The sequence below is a fragment of the Hydrogenophaga sp. T2 genome (genome assembly GCF_049843535.1).
GTDB classification, from domain to species: Bacteria; Pseudomonadota; Gammaproteobacteria; order Burkholderiales; family Burkholderiaceae_C; genus Hydrogenophaga; species Hydrogenophaga crocea.
On sequence record NZ_JBBHZJ010000001.1, the window covers coordinates 193,436 to 209,946 of the forward strand.

The window sequence follows — 16,511 nt, forward strand, 5'->3', positions numbered from 1 at the left end:
AATGTCAGGGGGTATGTCAGGAGGTATGTCAGGAGGCATGTCCGGCGGGATGTCGGGGGGCATGTCAGGGGGGATGTCGGGTGGCATGGGCGCCGCCAACGCGCTGGCCTCGGCCGACGCGCTCACCCTCTCGCGCGCGGCCATCGTCGGCCCGTTCCTGGGGCCGGTGCTGCAGGTCAAGTGGCCCACCTTCAACGACAACGAGCAGAACCTCAAGCGCTGGGCGCCCGAGCCGCGGCTGTTCGCGATCGACTTCGAGGCCCGCGAAGGCGTCTCGCTCGACACCGACAACCGCCGCCGAACCGCCACGCTGGTCTACAGCCACCGCGGCCGCAGCGACACGCTGGTCACGCTCACCGGCCCCGACGAGCGCCTGATCCAGCAGCAGCTGCAACTCGTCGCCGCTTACGCCGACCTGCGCCCGGACCGCGCGCTCGAAATCACCGAGCAGCAGGGCTATCCGGTGGCCTTCTGGGCGTCGGTGATCGGCCTCACCTCGCACCGCCACGCCAAGACGCTGCAGCTCATCGAGCTCGCCTACAACGTCGCCGCGCCCATCATCCAGCGCATCAAGGTGGCGTTCTCGATCACGCGGCCCGACGAGTTCTCGCCGCAGATCCAGGCCATGATCGCCACGCCCGGCCACGGCGCCTGGCCCAGCGGCCACGCCACCGAGGGCTTCCTGATCGCGGTGCTGCTGCAGAAGCTGCTCGATGCCGCCGCCCCGCCCCAGGGCACACAGCCGGGCAACGGCGAGGCCTGCCGCGAGCAGCTGCAGCGCCTGGCCGCGCGCATCGCGGTCAACCGCACCGTGGCCGGCGTGCACTACCCGATCGACAGCGCCGCGGGCCGCCTGCTGGGCACGGCGCTGGCGGAGTTCATCGTGGCGCGCGCCACCGGCGGCAAGGTGCACGAGCGCGGCTTCCACTCGGCCCTGTTCCGCGAGGCCGACGGCGCGCCCAAGGACTTCAGCCTCGACGACCCCATGGACCTGCCCAGCGGCCAGCCCTACACCCGCGCCGCGCAAGGCAAGCGCGTGCCCGAAGGGCCGCTGCTGTCGTGGCTCTGGCAAGAAGCGCTCAAGGAGTGGCCGTGAGCTGGGCGCCGCTGCCGCGCGGCCGCTTCACCGGCATCGACTGGTCCGCGCCGGGCGCCATCGACGGCATGGACCCTTACCTCGCCTGGGCCGAGGCCGACGGTTTCGTGGGCTACCACCGGCCCGGCCACCACGACCAGCCCAAGTGGCTGCCGATCGTGATCGGCCTGCGCGAGGGCGCCGACGTGCGTGCGCTCGTCAACGCCTCGTCGAGCCGCTGGCTGCAGATCCCGCAGGCCTACCTGCTGATCCCGGGCCTGCGCCACTGCACGGCGCGCGTCTCGCGGCGGTTCTTCGATCACTGGCGCAAGGGCCACGTGGTGCGCTCGCTCATCGAGCGTTTCGAGCTTGGCCTGCCGGTGGACCAGCACACCAGCGCGCTCAAGGACTGCTGCCACCGCCACCAGCAGCCGCTGCCCCCGCCGCAGCGCGTGCCGGGGCCGGTGTTGGGCCTCATCGATGGCGGACTGGCCGTGGCCAACAGCGCCTTCCGCGATGCCGCGGGCCGCACGCGCGTGAAGCATTTCTGGCGTCAGGACAATCTGTACGGCGGCCCCTGGCCCGGCTCGCCCGACCACGCGCGCGTGCCGCTCGATCCCACGCGCGCCGGCCCCACGCCGCCCGACCTGGGCTACGGCCACGCACTCACCGGCCACGCGATCGACAACGCCATGGCCCGCTACACCCGCCGCGGCCAGCTCGACGAAGACGCGCTGTACCGCCACCTGCAGCTCTGGGACCTGGCGCGACCGGTGAACCACGGCACGCACGTGTGCGGCCTGGCCACCGCGCCGGGCGGCCTGCTGGCCCCCGGCCTCAACGACTTCGCGAGCCGTTGCCCGGTGATCGCGGTGCAGCTCGACTGGGCCAATGTGCTCGACACCTCGGGCGGCGCGATGAACGTGAGCGTGCTCGACGCGCTGCACTACATCGTCGCGCACGCCGCCGACGACGCCGAGATCGTGGTCAACGTGAGCTGGGGCACGCTGGCCGGCCCGCACGACGGGACCTCGCTGCTCGAAGCCGCCATGGACGAGCTCATCGAGCGCCTGGGCGGGCGGCTGCAGATCGCCGTGCCCGCGGGCAACGCCTACCAGAGCCGCACCCACGCCAACGCCACGCTCGCACCGCGCGAAGCGCTGGACCTGCACTGGCGCGTGCAGCCCGACGACCGCACGCAGAGCTTCCTGGAAATCTGGCTGCCGGCGAATGCCGCGGGTGTGGCGATCACGGTGCAGCCGCCCGAGCGGCCCGCGCAGGCCGTGACGCTGCGGCCGGGCGAATCGGGCATGTGGGTCGACGCGCGCGGCGTGCCGCAGTGGACCCTGATCTACCCGACCACCACCGCGCTCGGCGCGCACGGCACCTGCGCCCTGCTCGCGCTCGAGCCCTCCTTCAGCCGCGAGCCCGGGCGCGCGCTCGCGCCCTTCGGCGTCTGGCAGGTGCGGCTGCACAACCAGGGGCGTGCGCCCGTGACCTTCGACGCCTACGTGGAACGCGACGATGTGGCCCTGGGCATGAACACCGGCGCGCGCCAGTCGTACTTCGAAGACCGCCACTACGACACCCAGGGCAACCTGGGCGGCTGGATCGACCATGCCGGCAACCCCACGCCGATCCGGCGCAGCGGCGTGTTCAACAGCCTGTCCACCGGGCAGCGCACCGTGAGCGCGGGCGGCACCCGGGCCACCGACAGCGGGCCCGAGCGCCTGTCGCGCTTTGCGCGCTACTCGCCGCAAAAGCCCAGCCCCGATCCGCAGCGGCCGCAACGCCCGGGCGTGAAGCCCGCGCCCGACACGCTGGCGCCGAGCGACAGCAACACCGCGCTCTGGGGCCTGCGCAGCACCGGCAGCCTCAGCGGCAGCACGGTGCGGCTCGCGGGCACGAGCTCGTCGGCGCCGCAGGTGGCGCGGCGGCTGCTCAACGCGCTCGGTTGAGGGTGGCAACCGCGCCGGCCGCGCCTACCAGCGCGCCGGCAGCGGCCGCAGCAGCCAGATCCAGCGCTCGCGCACCGCGATGAAGCCACCGGTTTCCAGGTCCTTGAGCAGGCGGCTCACCATCTCGCGCGAACAGGCCAGGTGCTGGGCGATCTGCTGGTGGGTGATGCGCTCGCGCAGCGGGCGCTCGCCGCGCTCGTTGGGCTCGCGCGCCCACTCGTTGAGCAGCTTCACCAGCCGGCCGTAGACGTCGATCAGCGCCACGCTGCGCGCGCTTTCGGTCGCCAGGCGCGCGCGGCGGATCACGCGCGCCATGAGTTCGAGCGCGAATTCGGGGTGGTCGGCGATGTAGCCGAGCAGGGTCTGGCGGGTGATCACCGAGCAGGTGGTGGTGTCCACCGCCTCCACGTTGGCCGAGCGCGGCCCGCCGTCGAGCGACATCTCGCCCACGTACTCGAGCGGGCCGTACAGGCCCAGGGTCAGCTCACGCCCCGAGGCGTCGGCCACGAAGGCCCGAAGGCGCCCCTTGAGCACGATGAACAGCGTGTCGCCGGTGTCGCCTTCCTGGATCAGCAGCGCGCCGCGGCGGTAGTGGCGGTGCACGCCCTGGGCCGCGAGCGCTTCGATGTGCTGGGTGTTGCGGGAATCGATCGGAGCGCTGCCTGGGGACATCCGGGAGGGTCAGGGGTGGCTGTAACCGGCCGGATTGTGCGTGACCGGCGTGACGATGCGCAAGGCAGGCACCACGGGCGGCAGGCTGTTGATGCGCTGCAGCAGCCGGCGGATGCTGGACGCCCCGGCCTTCTCGCGCAGGGTCTTGATCTGGCTGCGGATGGTGGACACCGCCACCCCGTTTTCGGCCGCGATCTCGTTGATGTCCAGGCCGCGGCACAGCGCGAGCAGCACGACCTCTTCCGTCGGGCTCAGCGCCAGGGCGCGCGCGAACATGCGCACCGCGAGGTTGTCGCACACGTTCTGGCGCGACATCACCACCAGCACCGTGGGCGCGTCGTCTTCGAGCGGGTGCGACAGCGGCGTGAAGGCCAGCGAGAGATCGCGTTCCTGCTCGCGCATCAGCACCAGGCGGCGCTGGCCGCGCAGCGCGGCGTCGAGCGCCTGCTGGATGCGCTCGCTGTGCTCGGGCGTGGTGCCCAGGAGGCTGCCGCTGCACGCGCGCAGCAGGCGGCGCTGGGCGAGCTCGTGGCGGGCCAGGTGGTTGGCATGCAGGATGCGGCCCTGCGCGTCGAGCAAGAGCATGCCGTAGTCGATCTCGTCGAACACGCGCAGCAGATGGGCTTCGCTGAGCGTTCTCGTCTCGGCGGGAAAGCCGGTGTGCGTCGTGCGGATCTTGTCAGTTGCTTGCCACATGGGAACCTCCTGTTGACAGGCAGTGTTCCACCGGATGGGGAAAGTCCGCTGTGTGCTGATGACCGGCGTTTTGTGATCCATTCACCAAACGCCGGCGCGCGCCGGGCGCCGGGCGGTCAGCGCCGGAGCGCCGCCGCGCGGATGGCGCTGAGCGTGCCACGCGTGGTGATCACCTCGGCGTCCAGCGGCACCACGATCACCGTGCCGCCCGGGTGCGCGAGCGCGCGCCGCAGCGCGGGTTCGAAGTCGGCGGTGGTGTCCACGCGCTCGGCCGCGTAGCCGTAGGCACGCGCGAGCGCGACGAAATCGGGGTTGGCCAGCGCCGAGCCGCTCACGCGCGCCGGGTACTCGCGCTCCTGGTGCATGCGGATGGTGCCGTAGCTGCCGTTGTCGAGCAGCAGCACGATGCTCCTGGCGCCGTGCTGCACCGCCGTGGCCAGTTCCTGCCCATTCATGAGGAAGTCGCCGTCGCCCGCGATGGTGAAGGCCAGCCGCCCGGTGGCGATGGCCGCGCCGATGCCCGCGGGCACGCCGTAGCCCATGGCGCCGTTGGTGGGCGCGAGCTGGGTCTTGTGGCCGCGCGCCAGGCCCGGGTAGCGGTAGAAACGGTGCAGCCAGCTCGCGAAGTTGCCCGCGCCGTTGGTGAGCACCGCGTCTTCGGGCAGTAGGCGCTGCAGCGTGTGCACGATGGCCGGCATGTCGATCGGCCCGGGCAGCGCCACGCCGCCGTTGGCCGGATCGATGTTGGCCAGGTAGTCGGCGTGGCAGCCCGCGGTCCATTCGCCCCAGGGCAGCGTGGGCGGCGCGGTGAGCACCTCGAGGCTGCGCGCGGCCGCGTTCATGCTGGCCTGGATGGCCAGCGCGGGCTGGTACACGCGGCCGAGTTCTTCGGCGCTGCTGTGGATGTGCACCAGCTTCTGCTTCGGCTGCGGCGCTTCGATCAGCGTGTAGCCGCCGGTGGTGCTCTCGCCCAGGCGCGGGCCGATGGCGATCAGCAGGTCGCTCTCGCGCACACGCCGCGCCAGCGCGGGGTTGATGCCCAGGCCCACGTCGCCCGCGTACTGCGGATGGTGGTTGTCGAAGGTGTCCTGGAAGCGGAAGGCGTTGGCCACCGGCAGCTGCCAGTTCTCGGCGAAGCGCTGCAGCGCGGCGGCGCTCTGCGGCGTCCAGCCGCCGCCGCCCGCGATCACCAGGGGCCGCTCGGCCGCCAGCAGCAGCGTGCGCAGCTCGCGCAGCGAACCCGGGTCGCTCCAGGCCTGCACCGGCTCCACGCGCGGCAGCGGTGCGGCCTCGACCGCGTGCGTGAGCATGTCTTCGGGCAGCACCAGCACCACCGGGCCGGGCCGGCCGTTCATGGCGGTGGCAAAGGCGCGCGCCACGTACTCGGGGATGCGGCGCGCGTCGTCGATGCGCTCCACGCGCTTGGCGAAGCCCTTGGTGGACGGGCCGAAGAAGGCCGCGAAATCCACTTCCTGGAAGGCCTCGCGGTCGCGCGCGTCGCTGGCCACGTCGCCCACGAACAGCACCAGGGGCGTGCTGTCCTGGAATGCGGTGTGCACCCCGATGGACGCGTTGGTGGCGCCAGGCCCGCGCGTCACGAAGCACACGCCCGGGCGGCCGCTGAGCTTGCCCTGCGCCTCGGCCATGAAGGCCGCGCCGCCCTCCTGGCGGCAGGTCACGAAGCGGATGCGGTCACGGTGCGCGTGAAAGCCGTCGAGCACGGCCAGGTAGCTTTCGCCCGGCACGCCGAAGGCGTGTGTCACGCCCTGTTCGATCAGACATTGGACGAGCAGATGGCCGGCAAGCTGGGACATGGTGAGACGGGATGAGGAAGGTGAACAGGGAAGCAGAAAACCCGGCAACGGGTCAGGACGCGGCGATGCGCTTGCCCACGCCGAGCGCCGCCACCACCGCGAGCAACAGCGCGAGCGCGCCGCCCGCGATCGTGGCCGCGTACCAGCCGCGGTCCATGAGCACACCGAACACCAGCGGCGCGATCGCGAAGCCCACGTCCAGACCCGAGTACACGGTGCCATAGACGCGGCCCGTGGCGCCCTTGGGCGTGGCGCGCTTGATGAGCATGTCGCGGCTCGGGCCGGCCACGCCGACCGCAAAACCCGTGAGGGCCAGCACCACCACGGTGCCCGTGCCGCCAAGCCATCCGGTGGCGCACAGCAGCATGAGCCCCGCGCCCGCGCCCATGCTCCAGGCCACGATGGTGTCGCTGGAAAGCGCGCGCCGCTGCGCGTGCGCGATCAGGAAGCCGCCCGCGAACATGCCGGCGGCCGAGCACAGCATGTAGGCGCTCACGGTGAGCGTGGCGGCCTGCATGGACACGCCGTGCAGCGCCTGCAGCACCGAGGGCGCGAAGCTCTGCACCACCGCGAGCGTCATGGTGGAGAACAGGAAGAAGGTGAAGCACCACCACACCACGGGCAGGCGCAGAAAACCCAGGTCGCCGCCCGCGGGCGGGCCGCCTGCGGCCTGCGGCGCGCGCACCACCACGTCGGTGAGCAGCTTGTCGCGCTGCCACCAGAGCAGCGCGAGCACCGCCACGTAGAGCAGCGCGGCCGCGTGGTAGGCGGTGCGCCAGTCGCTCAGCGCCGTGATGCCCACCAGGAAGGTCGGCGCGAGCGCCCAGCCCAGGCTGCCGGTGAGCCCGTGCGCGCTGAAGGCGTGGCCCAGGCGCGCCGGCGACACGCGCTGGTTGAGGATGGTGAAGTCGCAGGGGTGAAAGGGCGCGTTGCCCAGGCCCGCGAGCACCGCCACCAGCATCAGGCCGCCGTAGCCCGCGGCCTGCGAGGCCGCGAGCGCGGCCAGCAGAAAACAAGCGATGGCCGTGAACAGCACCGGCCGCGCGCCCACGCGGTCGACCAGAAAGCCCGAGAGCGCCTGGCCCACGCCCGAGATCACGAAGAACACGGTCATGAGCAGGCCGACGTCGGCAAAGCTCAGGCCGAAGTCGCGGATGAACACCGGGAACAGCGGCGCGAGCAGCAGGTGCGAGAAGTGCGAGCAGGCGTGGGCCAGGCCCACGAGGCCGATGACGGCGGCGTCCTGCTTGAGGGGAACGGGGTTGGCGGGCGGCAGTGCGCCGAGGGTGGCGGTGGACATATGGACCGGGATGGTAGCCCCTGCGCCCCGGCCGGGCCGGTCTCAGTGCACGCTCACGGGCTCCAGCACCGGCGGCGGGCCGGCCGCCATCACCGCTTCGAGCGCGGCCTGCACCACCGGGCGCGATTCCACCGGCCGCAGCCAGCGGCTGCGGATCAGGCGCACGCACACGCGCTTGGTCATGGAGTGCGCGCGGCCGCCGCGGCTGGTGAACATGAACAGCGTGCCGCGGTTGCTGGCCCAGATCAGTTGCGCGCGCAGCCATTCGCCGTGCGAGTACAGGTCGACCCAGGCGCCCTCGCGCAGCGACAGCAGCAGCTGCTCGGCGTCGAAGGTGATCTCGTCGTCGAGCGAGCCATTGCTCGAATCGAAGTCGCTGTGCAGGCTGTCGAAGTCGGTGGCGATGGTGTCTTCGAAGCCCGCGTGCGCCATCTCCTGCTTGCCCAGCCAGGGCTGGGCTGCGGCCTTGGGCGTGCGCTGCTCGGGCGTGGCCGGCGCCATCTCTTCGAGCGTGAGCAGCACGGTGGCCTCGTCTTCGAGCGGCGCCGGGCCCGACTGGCCGCTCTCGCTGCGCACGCGGGCGCGGCGCAGGCCGAGCACGGGTTCGTGCAGGCGCATCAGCGCGTCGAAGAAGGTCTGGGTTTCGGCGGGCGACTTGCCCAGCTGGTCCAGGCCCTCGCGCAGCGTCTTCACGAGGCCGGGCACGATGCGGAACAGCTCGGCCGGGCGGCGCAGCGTGACGTCTTTCTTGATGCTCCAGAGCAGGTCGGACACGGCCTTGCGGTAGGCGTTGAGCCGCTCCTGCGTGTCGGGCAGGCCCATTTCGGCCGAGGCCAGCACCAGCGACCAGCTGCCGTAGATGAAATCGAGGATGAAGGCCGGCGCGCCCTCGACGTCGGGACGCTGGCTCAGGTCCCAGGCGATGCGGTCGGCCGTGGCCTGGCGCTCTTCGGCGTGGCGCAGCGCCTGCAGCCGCTCGCGCTTGACCTTCTCCTCGCGCTCGTCCTGCGAACGCCAGTGGCTGCGCAGCTTCTCCAGGGTTTCGCCGAAGGCCTGCGGTTCTTTCGCGGCGCGCGTGTTGAGCTCGCGGAAGGCGTCGCGCACGGGCGCGAAGAAGGAATCGAACTCTTCGCTGAATTCGTCGTTGTAGCGGAAGCTGCGCTGGGCCACGCTTTCGACGAGGCGGCGCGCGGGGTGCGCGTCTTCGTTGAAGTAGCGCGGCTGCGTCATGGCCTGCTGCAGCAGCGCCGGTTCGAGCGCCACCACGGCCTCGCGAACCGGCGCCAGCAGCAGCGGGTCGCGCGCGACCTGGTTGACCAGCTTGCGCACCACGTCCAGCCCAACGGCCTGCGCCACCGACTGCGCGTGGGCCTTGAGATCGAGCAGCATGCGCGAGCGTTCGGTGGCGCTGGCCACCTCGCCCCAGGTCTGGGCATTGAGCTGCGAGCCGATGCTTACGTGGCGCACCGGCCGGTCGACCGCGGGCAGGCCGCGGAAACGCGAACGCTCTTCCTCGAGCACCACGTCGTCAAGCACGGGCAGCGCGGCCTGGGCCGCGAGCTCGGCGCGCTCGCGCTCGATGGCGCGGTAGTAGTGCTGGTCGAGCGGCTGCTCGAAGGCCGGCCCGCCCTGCTCCAGGAACTGCTGCATCACGTCGTGGTCGAGCATGGGCGCGGTGCGCGCCAGATCGGCCATGGGCGGCAGCCACACGGTGTCGGCGTTGGGCGCGGTCTGGCCCTGGGCGTCGCGCGCGGGTTCGACGGCCACGCCGCCGGCGGTGAATTCGTAATCGAGCAGGTCGCGCTTGGGCGGCGCCGGCGGCTTGCTGGCCTGGGGGTCGGCCACCAGGCGCACGCGGTAGCTGGCCTCCTGCACGTTGGCGCGCTGCAGCATGAGCGCGAGCTGCTCGTACAGCGAGCGCAGTTCGCGGCCCAGCGGCGCGGCCAGGTGGCGCATCCACAGGGTGCGCACCTCGGCGTCGCCTTCGGAGGCGATGAGCTGGTCGCGCAGCACGCGCACGTAGATGGACGGGCGCAGCGGGTTCTTCTCGGCGTGCACCGTGTCCAGGCCGATCAGCGAGCTCATGCGCGCGTCGAGCACGGCCAGCGCCTGCTCCACCTCGGGCAGCAGGTTCTGCAGCACCTTGGCCGATTCAATGGATTCGTTGACCGCGCTTTCGTCGACCAGCGCCAGCAGCTCGGAGTTGGACAGCAGCGCCAGCGACGAGGTGTTGCCTTCGTGGTAGCCCGCGTGCAGCGCGGCCTTCAGGCGCTGGGCGAAGGCCGGCCCCCAACCCTGGCGGTGCTTGAGCAGCGTGTACCAGGCGCGGGCGCAGCGGTCGCGCTGGGCCACGTCGCGCTGGTCTTTCTCCTCCTGCTGCAGGCTGGCGACCGCCAGATCGATGCAACGGCCCAGCGACGGGGCGGCGTGGCGCACCGCTTCGTCGAAGCAGTGCTCGAGCAGGTTGGAGGGCACCGACATGGCCAGTGGATCAAGATTGCGTGACGGGGGCAGGGTCTGGGTTATAGCCGGCCCGGGCGTGAACAATGTGCAGATCGGCCGATTTCCAGACGACCCAAGGCTTTGGGCTTCCGATCGGTCAGGCGGGGGGCGCGGGCGGTCGGCACCGGGGCTGGCCCGGATCTTGTTAACCCCTTGGAGCCCGGGGGTGTTTCAAGCCCGTGTCATGCGCCCCGTGCACCGTTTCGATCAACGATGGAGACCTCGCTGTACACCCGCACCCACCAGGCCTGGCAGGCCCTGGCCCGGCCCGACGGCCTCGACCGCCGGGCGCACACCCTGCTGCTGCTGGCCAACGGCCGGCGCAGCCTGCGCGAGCTCTCGCGCCTGCTCGACGAAGACGTGCAGCCCCTGGCCGTGCGGCTGGCCTCGCAGGGCTTTCTGCAGGACACGCGCGCGGTGCTGCCCGCCGAGCCCGACGACGAGGCCGCCTGAGCGGCCCCGCGCCCGGGCTCAGGCCATGGGCAGCGCGTCGCCGAACTCGAACACGCCCGGGTTGCGCACCGGGTCCACGCCCACCGGGATGGCCGACTTGGGCGGGTAGCGGCCTTCGAGCAGCAGCTTGGAGAGCGGGTTCTCGATGCGCTGCTGGATCGCGCGCTTGAGCGGGCGCGCGCCGAACACCGGGTCGAAGCCCACCTTGGCGAGCTCGGCCAGCGCCGCGGGCGCCACCTCGAGCTTGAGGTCCATGGCCTGCAGCCGCTTCTGCAGCGCCTGCAGCTGGATCGCCGCGATCGACTCGATGTGCTTGGCGTCGAGCGCGTGGAACACCACGGTCTCGTCGATGCGGTTGAGGAACTCGGGCCGGAAGTGGTTCTTGAGCTCGCCCCACACCGCCTCTTTCACCTCGTCGTAGGGCTGGCCCACCATGGCCTGGATCAGGTGCGAGCCGATGTTGCTCGTCATCACGATCACGGTGTTCTTGAAGTCCACGGTGCGGCCCTGGCCGTCGGTGAGGCGGCCGTCGTCGAGCACCTGCAACAGCACGTTGAAGACGTCGGGGTGGGCCTTCTCGACCTCGTCGAGCAGCAGCACCGAATAGGGGCGGCGGCGCACGGCTTCGGTGAGGTAGCCGCCCTCCTCGTAGCCCACGTAGCCGGGCGGCGCGCCGATCAGCCGCGCCACCGAGTGCTTCTCCATGAACTCGCTCATGTCGATGCGCACCAGGTGCTCTTCGCTGTCGAACAGGAAGCCCGCGAGCGCCTTGCACAGCTCGGTCTTGCCCACGCCCGTGGGGCCCAGGAACAGGAAGGAGCCCGTGGGGCGGTTCGGGTCGGACAGGCCCGAGCGCGAGCGGCGGATGGCGTTGGCCACGGCGCTGATGGCCTCGTCCTGGCCCACCACGCGCTGGTGCAGCTTGTCTTCCATCTGCAGCAGCTTGTCGCGCTCGCCCTGCATGAGCTTGCTCACGGGAATGCCGGTGGCGCGCGCCACCACCTCGGCGATCTCTTCGGCGCCGACTTGCGTGCGCAGCAGCTGCGGACGGCCGCCTTCCTTCTTGCCGGTCTCGGCGGCCTGCGCGTCCTTCAGGCGCTTCTCGAGTTCGGGCAGCTTGCCGTACTGCAGCTCGGCCACCTTGTTGAAGTCGCCCTTGCGGGTGAACTCGTCGATCTGGTGGCGCAGCTTGTCGATCTCTTCCTTGACCTGGGCCGAGCCCTGGGCCTGGGCCTTCTCGGCCTTCCAGATCTCTTCGAGGTCGGCGAGCTCCTTCTTGAGCCGCTCGATCTCTTCATCGATCAGGCCCAGGCGCTTCTGCGAGGCCTCGTCGGTTTCCTTGCGCACGGCCTCGCGCTCGATCTGCAGCTGGATCAGGCGGCGGTCGAGCCGGTCCATGACCTCGGGCTTGGAGTCGATCTCGATCTTGATCTTGGCCGCGGCCTCGTCGATCAGGTCGATGGCCTTGTCGGGCAGGAAGCGGTCGGTGATGTAGCGGTGGCTCAGTTCGGCCGCGGCCACGATGGCCGGGTCGGTGATCTCCACGCCGTGGTGCACCTCGTACTTCTCCTGCAGGCCGCGCAGGATGGCGATGGTGGCCTCGACCGTGGGTTCGTCCACCAGGATCTTCTGGAAGCGGCGCTCGAGCGCGGCGTCTTTCTCGATGTACTTGCGGTACTCGTCGAGCGTGGTGGCGCCCACGCAGTGCAGCTCGCCGCGCGCGAGCGCGGGCTTGAGCATGTTGCCCGCGTCCATCGCGCCCTCGGCCTTGCCCGCGCCCACCATGGTGTGCAGCTCATCGATGAAGACGATGGTCTGGCCCTCGTCCTTGGCGAGCTCGTTGAGCACGCTCTTCAGGCGCTCCTCGAACTCGCCGCGGTACTTGGCGCCCGCGAGCAGCGCGGCCATGTCCAGGCTGAGCACGCGCTTGCCCTTGAGGCTGTCGGGCACTTCGCCCGAGACGATGCGCTGCGCCAGGCCTTCGACGATGGCGGTCTTGCCCACGCCGGGCTCGCCGATCAGCACCGGGTTGTTCTTGCTGCGCCGCTGCAGCACCTGGATGGCGCGGCGGATCTCGTCGTCGCGGCCGATCACCGGGTCGAGCTTGCCGGCGCGCGCACGCTCGGTGAGGTCGAGCGTGTACTTCTTGAGCGCCTCGCGCTGGCCTTCGGCCTCGGGGCTGTTGACGTTCTGGCCGCCGCGCACCGCAGCCACCGCGGCCTCCAGGCTCTTGCGCGACAGGCCGTTCTCGTTGGCGATGCGGCCGAGCTCGCCTTTGGCATCGGCCACCGCGAGCAGGAAGTTCTCGCTCGGGATGTAGGCGTCGCCGCGCTTGAGGGCCTCTTTCTCGCTCGCCTGCAGCAGCTTGGCGAGTTCGGGGCCGATCTGCACCTGCTCCTGCCCCTGCACCTGGGGCAGGCGCTTCACGGCGGCCTCGGCGGCCTGCGTGAGGCCGGGCACATGGACGCCCGCGCGCTGCAGCAGCGACTGCGGGCCGTCGGCCTGGCGCAGCATGGCCAGCAGCAGGTGCACGGGTTCGATGTAGGCGTGGTCATTGCCCAGCGCGAGGCTTTGGGCGTCGGCCAGGGCTTCCTGGAACTTGGTGGTGAGTTTGTCGAGACGCATGGAGGCTTGCTCCCCGAAGAATGGAATGCAGGTCACATGGCGCCTGCAGGCCCGATTTCAAGCCGGCCGGGGCCGCGGGGCCTTGATCCGCGTCAAGGCCGGCCGGCTCACAGCCGCCAGTAGGCGTAGGCCCAGGCGGTGCGAAAGCCCAGGCGCTGGTAGAGCGCCAGGGCCGGGGCGTTGCCGGCGTCGACCTGCAGGAACACCCGCTCGATGCCGCGGCGCTGCGCCTCCTGCGCCATGGCGCGCACCACCCGGGCGGCCAGGCCGCGGCCGCGCTGGCTCGCCGCGGTGCGCATGCCATGCACGCCGAGCCAGCCGTGGCCGAAGCTCGCGGCGCCGCAGGCCAGGGTCTGGCCGCCGTCGACCAGGCTGGCAAAGCGCGTGCTCTCGGCGCGCGAAAGCGCTTGCGAGCGGCTCGCACCGTCGACCGGGTCCAGGCCTTCGCCCAGGTACATGGCGAGCCACGCGGCGTCGGGCCGCTCGGCGAGCCGCACGCTCGCCCCGTCGGGCGCCTGTTCGGGCGCGTTCTGCAGCAGCGCAGACACCGTGTGGGTCTGCGTGAGCGTGGGCTGGCGGCGGGTGTAGCCGCGCGCCGCCAGCGCGGCGTGGAACGCGGCGAAAGCCTCGGTGTCGGGCAGCCGCCAGGCCGGCGCAAAACCGCGCTCGCGGTAGCGCTGCGCGATGGCATCGATCAGCGCGGGATCGGGCGCGGCGTGCGACAGCGGCACCGCGCACTGGGCGCGGCCCACGGTGCCGCCGTCCATGGGCAGCAGCCAGCCGGGCACGCCGGCATCGACGTGCTCGGGTGCCACGGCCTGCAGGGTGGCGCGCTCGAGCGATTCGACGTCGGCGCCCATGGCGGCTTCAGGCGTTGGGTGCCTGGATGCCCCAGCGCGCGAGCGCGGCGTCGTCGCTCACGCGCGCGTCGACCCAGCGCGCGCCTTCGGGCGTCTGCTCTTTCTTCCAGAACGGCGCCTGGGTCTTGAGGTAGTCCATGAGGAACTCGCAGGCCTGGAAGCTCTGGCCGCGGTGGGCCGAACTCACCACCACGAGCACGATCTGGTCGAGCGGCTGCAGCGGGCCCACGCGGTGGATCACGCGCGCGCCCAGGATGTCGAAGCGCTCGAAGGCCTGGTCGATCATGGCCTCGATGGCCTTCTCGGTCATGCCCGGGTAGTGCTCGAGCTCCATCGCGCTCACCGACTGGCCGTCGTTGCGGTCGCGCACGGTGCCCAGGAAACTGCAGACCGCGCCCACGCCCTTGTCCTGCAGGCGCAGCAGGGCGACCTCGGTGCTGAGGTCGAAGTCGGCGGTCTGGATGCGGACGCGGGCGCTCATGTCAGCCGCCCGTGACCGGAGGGAAGAAGGCCACCTCGGCGCCCTCGGGCAGCGCGGCCGATTCGTCGGCCATGGTCTGGTTGAGCGACACGCGCACCGCGCGGCCGCGCGCCAGCGCCTCGGCGTGGGCGCCGCCGCGCGCGATGAGTTCGTCGCGCAGGGCCGCGAGCGTGGGCGCGGCGGTGCTGATGCGCTCGGCGCCGGTGCCGATGGCTTCGCGGATGGACGCGAAGTAACGCAGCTGGATGGTGTTCATGCGAGCAGGTCCGACAGGGCGATGAATGACACGGTGTCGCCGGGCGCGACGGTGGTGCCGGCGGGGTTGTCGACCAGGCCGTCGGCCCACACGGTGGAGGTGAGCACGCCCGAGCTCTGGTTGGGGAACAGGTCGAGCCCGCCCCGCGCATTGCGGCGCACGCGCAGGAACTCGCGGCGCTTGTCGGCGCGCGGCACGGCGAAGTCGGCGCGCAGGGCCATGGCCGGCGGCAGGCGCAGCGCCGCGGGGTCGCTCACGCCCTGCAGCTTGAGCAGGAAGGGCCGCACCAGCAGCAGGAAGGTGACGTAGCTCGACACCGGGTTGCCGGGCAGGCCGATGAAGTGGCAATCGCCGTGCGCGGCGCCGGGCACGCCCGGGTCGCGGCGCACGTGGCCGTAGGCAAAGGGCTTGCCGGGCTTCATCGCGATCTGCCAGAGATCGAGCCCGCCGAGCTGCTGCACCGCGGGCTTGATGTGGTCTTCTTCGCCCACCGACACACCGCCGCTCGTGAGGATGAGGTCGTGGTGGTCGGCCGCGGTCTTGAGCGCCGCCAGCGTGGCCTCGCGCCGGTCGGGCACGATGCCGAGGTCGCTCACCTCGCAGCCGAAGCGCTGCAGCAGCGCGCGCAGGAAGAAGCGGTTGGAGTTGTAGATGGCGCCGGGCTTCATGGCCTCGGGCGGCACCTCGCCGGGCATCACGAGTTCGTCGCCGGTGGAAAACAGCGCCACACGCGGGCGGCGAACCACGGGCAGTTGGGCCAGGCCCAGGCTCGCGGCCAGGCCGAGCGCGGCCTCGTCGAGGCGCTGGCCGCGCGCGAGCACCACGGCGCCGCGCGTCACGTCTTCGCCGGCGCGGCGAACCCACTGGCCGGGCGCGGGCACGGCGTCGATGTGCACCGCGTGCAGGTCGCCGCCGACCTCGCGCGTGTCTTCCTGCATCACCACCGCGTCGGCCCCCGCGGGCAGCGGCGCGCCGGTGAAGATGCGCGCGCAGGTGCCGGGCTTGAGCGGCTCGCCCGCGTGGCCGGCCGGGATGCGCTGGCTCACCGGCAGCACCACGCCGGGGGCGGTGATGTCGGCCGTGCGCACGGCGTAGCCGTCCATGGACGCGTTGTCGTTCGGGGGCACCTGCAGCGCACTCACCAGGTCCTGTGCGAGCACGCGCGCGGCGGCGTCGAAGGTCGGCACGGCTTCGGTGCCGGCGAGGGGCGTGGCGCGTTCGAGCAAGGCGGCCAGGGCCTGGTCCAGGGCCATCAGGGGAGCGCGGGCCGGGGCGTTCATGTCTCGTCGGGGGGCGTGTAGTGGAACCGGCTGGCATTGTCGACCAGCCACGCGGCCAGGTCATCGGGCGCGTTCAAATCCAGCACGGGGCGTGCGGGTGGCTCGGGCAGCGCGGCGGGGCTGTCGGTGGCGATGGCCAGCACCTGCGGCTGGCCCGGGTAGATCACGGGCTGGCCGCTCGCTTCGCGCCAGACCTCGACCTTGGGCAGGCTGCTGCGCTTGAAGCCCTCGACCAGCACCCAGTCGGGGCCGGCGCTCAGGCGCGCGATCAGCGCGTGCACGTCGTGCTCGGCGCCGGCCTCGAACTCGCGCATCACGACCAGACGGCGCGGCGAGGCGGCCACGATCTCGAGCGCACCGGCCTCGCGATGGCGCCAGGTGTCCTTGCCCGGGTGGTCGATGTCGAAGTTGTGGTGGGCGTGCTTGATGACCGCCACGCGCAGCCCGCGCAGGCGCAGCGCCGGGATCAGCTGCTCGACCAGCGTGGTCTTGCCCGAACCCGAGAAGCCTGCGAAGCCGACGACGTGCATGCTCGCGGA

At 71.6% G+C, this 16,511-nt stretch carries 14 protein-coding genes; 3 read left to right on the plus strand and 11 right to left on the minus strand.

Annotated features, from left to right (window positions below; all coding sequences use genetic code 11):
* The first annotated feature begins 85 nt into the window (after positions 1 to 85).
* Complete coding sequence (locus WDZ95_RS00910; protein WP_425775856.1) at positions 86 to 1,096, plus strand: phosphatase PAP2 family protein; 1,011 nt, start codon at positions 86 to 88, stop codon at positions 1,094 to 1,096.
* Positions 1,093 to 3,033 carry a hypothetical protein gene (locus tag WDZ95_RS00915; RefSeq protein WP_425775857.1) on the plus strand — a complete coding sequence of 647 codons (1,941 nt, stop codon included), beginning with the start codon at positions 1,093 to 1,095 and terminating at the stop codon, positions 3,031 to 3,033. The genes WDZ95_RS00910 and WDZ95_RS00915 overlap by 4 nt, the downstream gene beginning before the upstream one ends.
* 24 nt (positions 3,034 to 3,057) lie before the next feature.
* Here WDZ95_RS00915 and WDZ95_RS00920 read toward each other — a convergent pair whose 3' ends face one another.
* The 5 genes from WDZ95_RS00920 to WDZ95_RS00940 form a co-directional block, all read right to left on the minus strand.
* Positions 3,058 to 3,705, minus strand: coding sequence for a Crp/Fnr family transcriptional regulator (locus tag WDZ95_RS00920; protein WP_166226923.1), 648 nt, complete (start codon positions 3,703 to 3,705; stop codon positions 3,058 to 3,060).
* A 9-nt stretch (positions 3,706 to 3,714) separates the two neighbouring features.
* Positions 3,715 to 4,401, minus strand: a complete 687-nt coding sequence (locus tag WDZ95_RS00925; protein WP_287468870.1) for a helix-turn-helix transcriptional regulator — start codon at positions 4,399 to 4,401, stop codon at positions 3,715 to 3,717.
* 116 nt (positions 4,402 to 4,517) lie between these two features.
* Positions 4,518 to 6,215: a thiamine pyrophosphate-binding protein gene (locus WDZ95_RS00930; protein WP_425775858.1), complete on the minus strand. Its 1,698-nt coding sequence runs from the start codon at positions 6,213 to 6,215 to the stop codon at positions 4,518 to 4,520.
* A gap of 52 nt (positions 6,216 to 6,267) precedes the next feature.
* The gene (locus tag WDZ95_RS00935; RefSeq protein WP_425775859.1) at positions 6,268 to 7,515 is read right to left on the minus strand and encodes an MFS transporter; all 1,248 of its coding nucleotides are present in this window, start codon (positions 7,513 to 7,515) and stop codon (positions 6,268 to 6,270) included.
* Positions 7,516 to 7,557: 42 nt separating this feature from the next.
* Entirely contained in the window at positions 7,558 to 9,996 is a 2,439-nt protein-coding gene (locus tag WDZ95_RS00940) for a DUF1631 family protein (RefSeq protein WP_425775860.1), read from the minus strand.
* 234 nt (positions 9,997 to 10,230) lie between these two features.
* On the opposite strand from WDZ95_RS00940, the gene WDZ95_RS00945 reads away from it, so the two are divergent.
* Complete coding sequence (locus tag WDZ95_RS00945) at positions 10,231 to 10,470, plus strand: hypothetical protein (RefSeq protein ID WP_425775861.1); 240 nt, start codon at positions 10,231 to 10,233, stop codon at positions 10,468 to 10,470.
* Between the two features lie 18 nt (positions 10,471 to 10,488).
* On the opposite strand, the gene clpB is transcribed toward WDZ95_RS00945, so the two are convergent.
* From clpB to mobB, 6 genes are all read right to left on the minus strand, one after another.
* Positions 10,489 to 13,095 carry an ATP-dependent chaperone ClpB gene (gene clpB, locus WDZ95_RS00950; protein WP_425775862.1) on the minus strand — a complete coding sequence of 869 codons (2,607 nt, stop codon included), beginning with the start codon at positions 13,093 to 13,095 and terminating at the stop codon, positions 10,489 to 10,491.
* A gap of 107 nt (positions 13,096 to 13,202) precedes the next feature.
* Positions 13,203 to 13,955: a GNAT family N-acetyltransferase gene (locus WDZ95_RS00955; protein ID WP_425775863.1), complete on the minus strand. Its 753-nt coding sequence runs from the start codon at positions 13,953 to 13,955 to the stop codon at positions 13,203 to 13,205.
* 7 nt (positions 13,956 to 13,962) lie between these two features.
* Positions 13,963 to 14,436, minus strand: coding sequence for a molybdenum cofactor biosynthesis protein MoaE (locus WDZ95_RS00960; RefSeq protein WP_425775864.1), 474 nt, complete (start codon positions 14,434 to 14,436; stop codon positions 13,963 to 13,965).
* Position 14,437: 1 nt separating this feature from the next.
* Positions 14,438 to 14,692 (minus strand): molybdopterin converting factor subunit 1, encoded by a 255-nt coding sequence (gene moaD, locus WDZ95_RS00965; RefSeq protein ID WP_166226932.1) that lies wholly within the window; start codon positions 14,690 to 14,692, stop codon positions 14,438 to 14,440.
* Complete coding sequence (glp, locus tag WDZ95_RS00970; protein WP_425775865.1) at positions 14,689 to 15,972, minus strand: gephyrin-like molybdotransferase Glp; 1,284 nt, start codon at positions 15,970 to 15,972, stop codon at positions 14,689 to 14,691. The genes moaD and glp overlap by 4 nt, the downstream gene beginning before the upstream one ends.
* Positions 15,969 to 16,502, minus strand: coding sequence for a molybdopterin-guanine dinucleotide biosynthesis protein B (mobB, locus tag WDZ95_RS00975; RefSeq protein ID WP_425775866.1), 534 nt, complete (start codon positions 16,500 to 16,502; stop codon positions 15,969 to 15,971). Before mobB ends, glp begins: the two co-directional genes overlap by 4 nt.
* Positions 16,503 to 16,511: the final 9 nt, after the last annotated feature.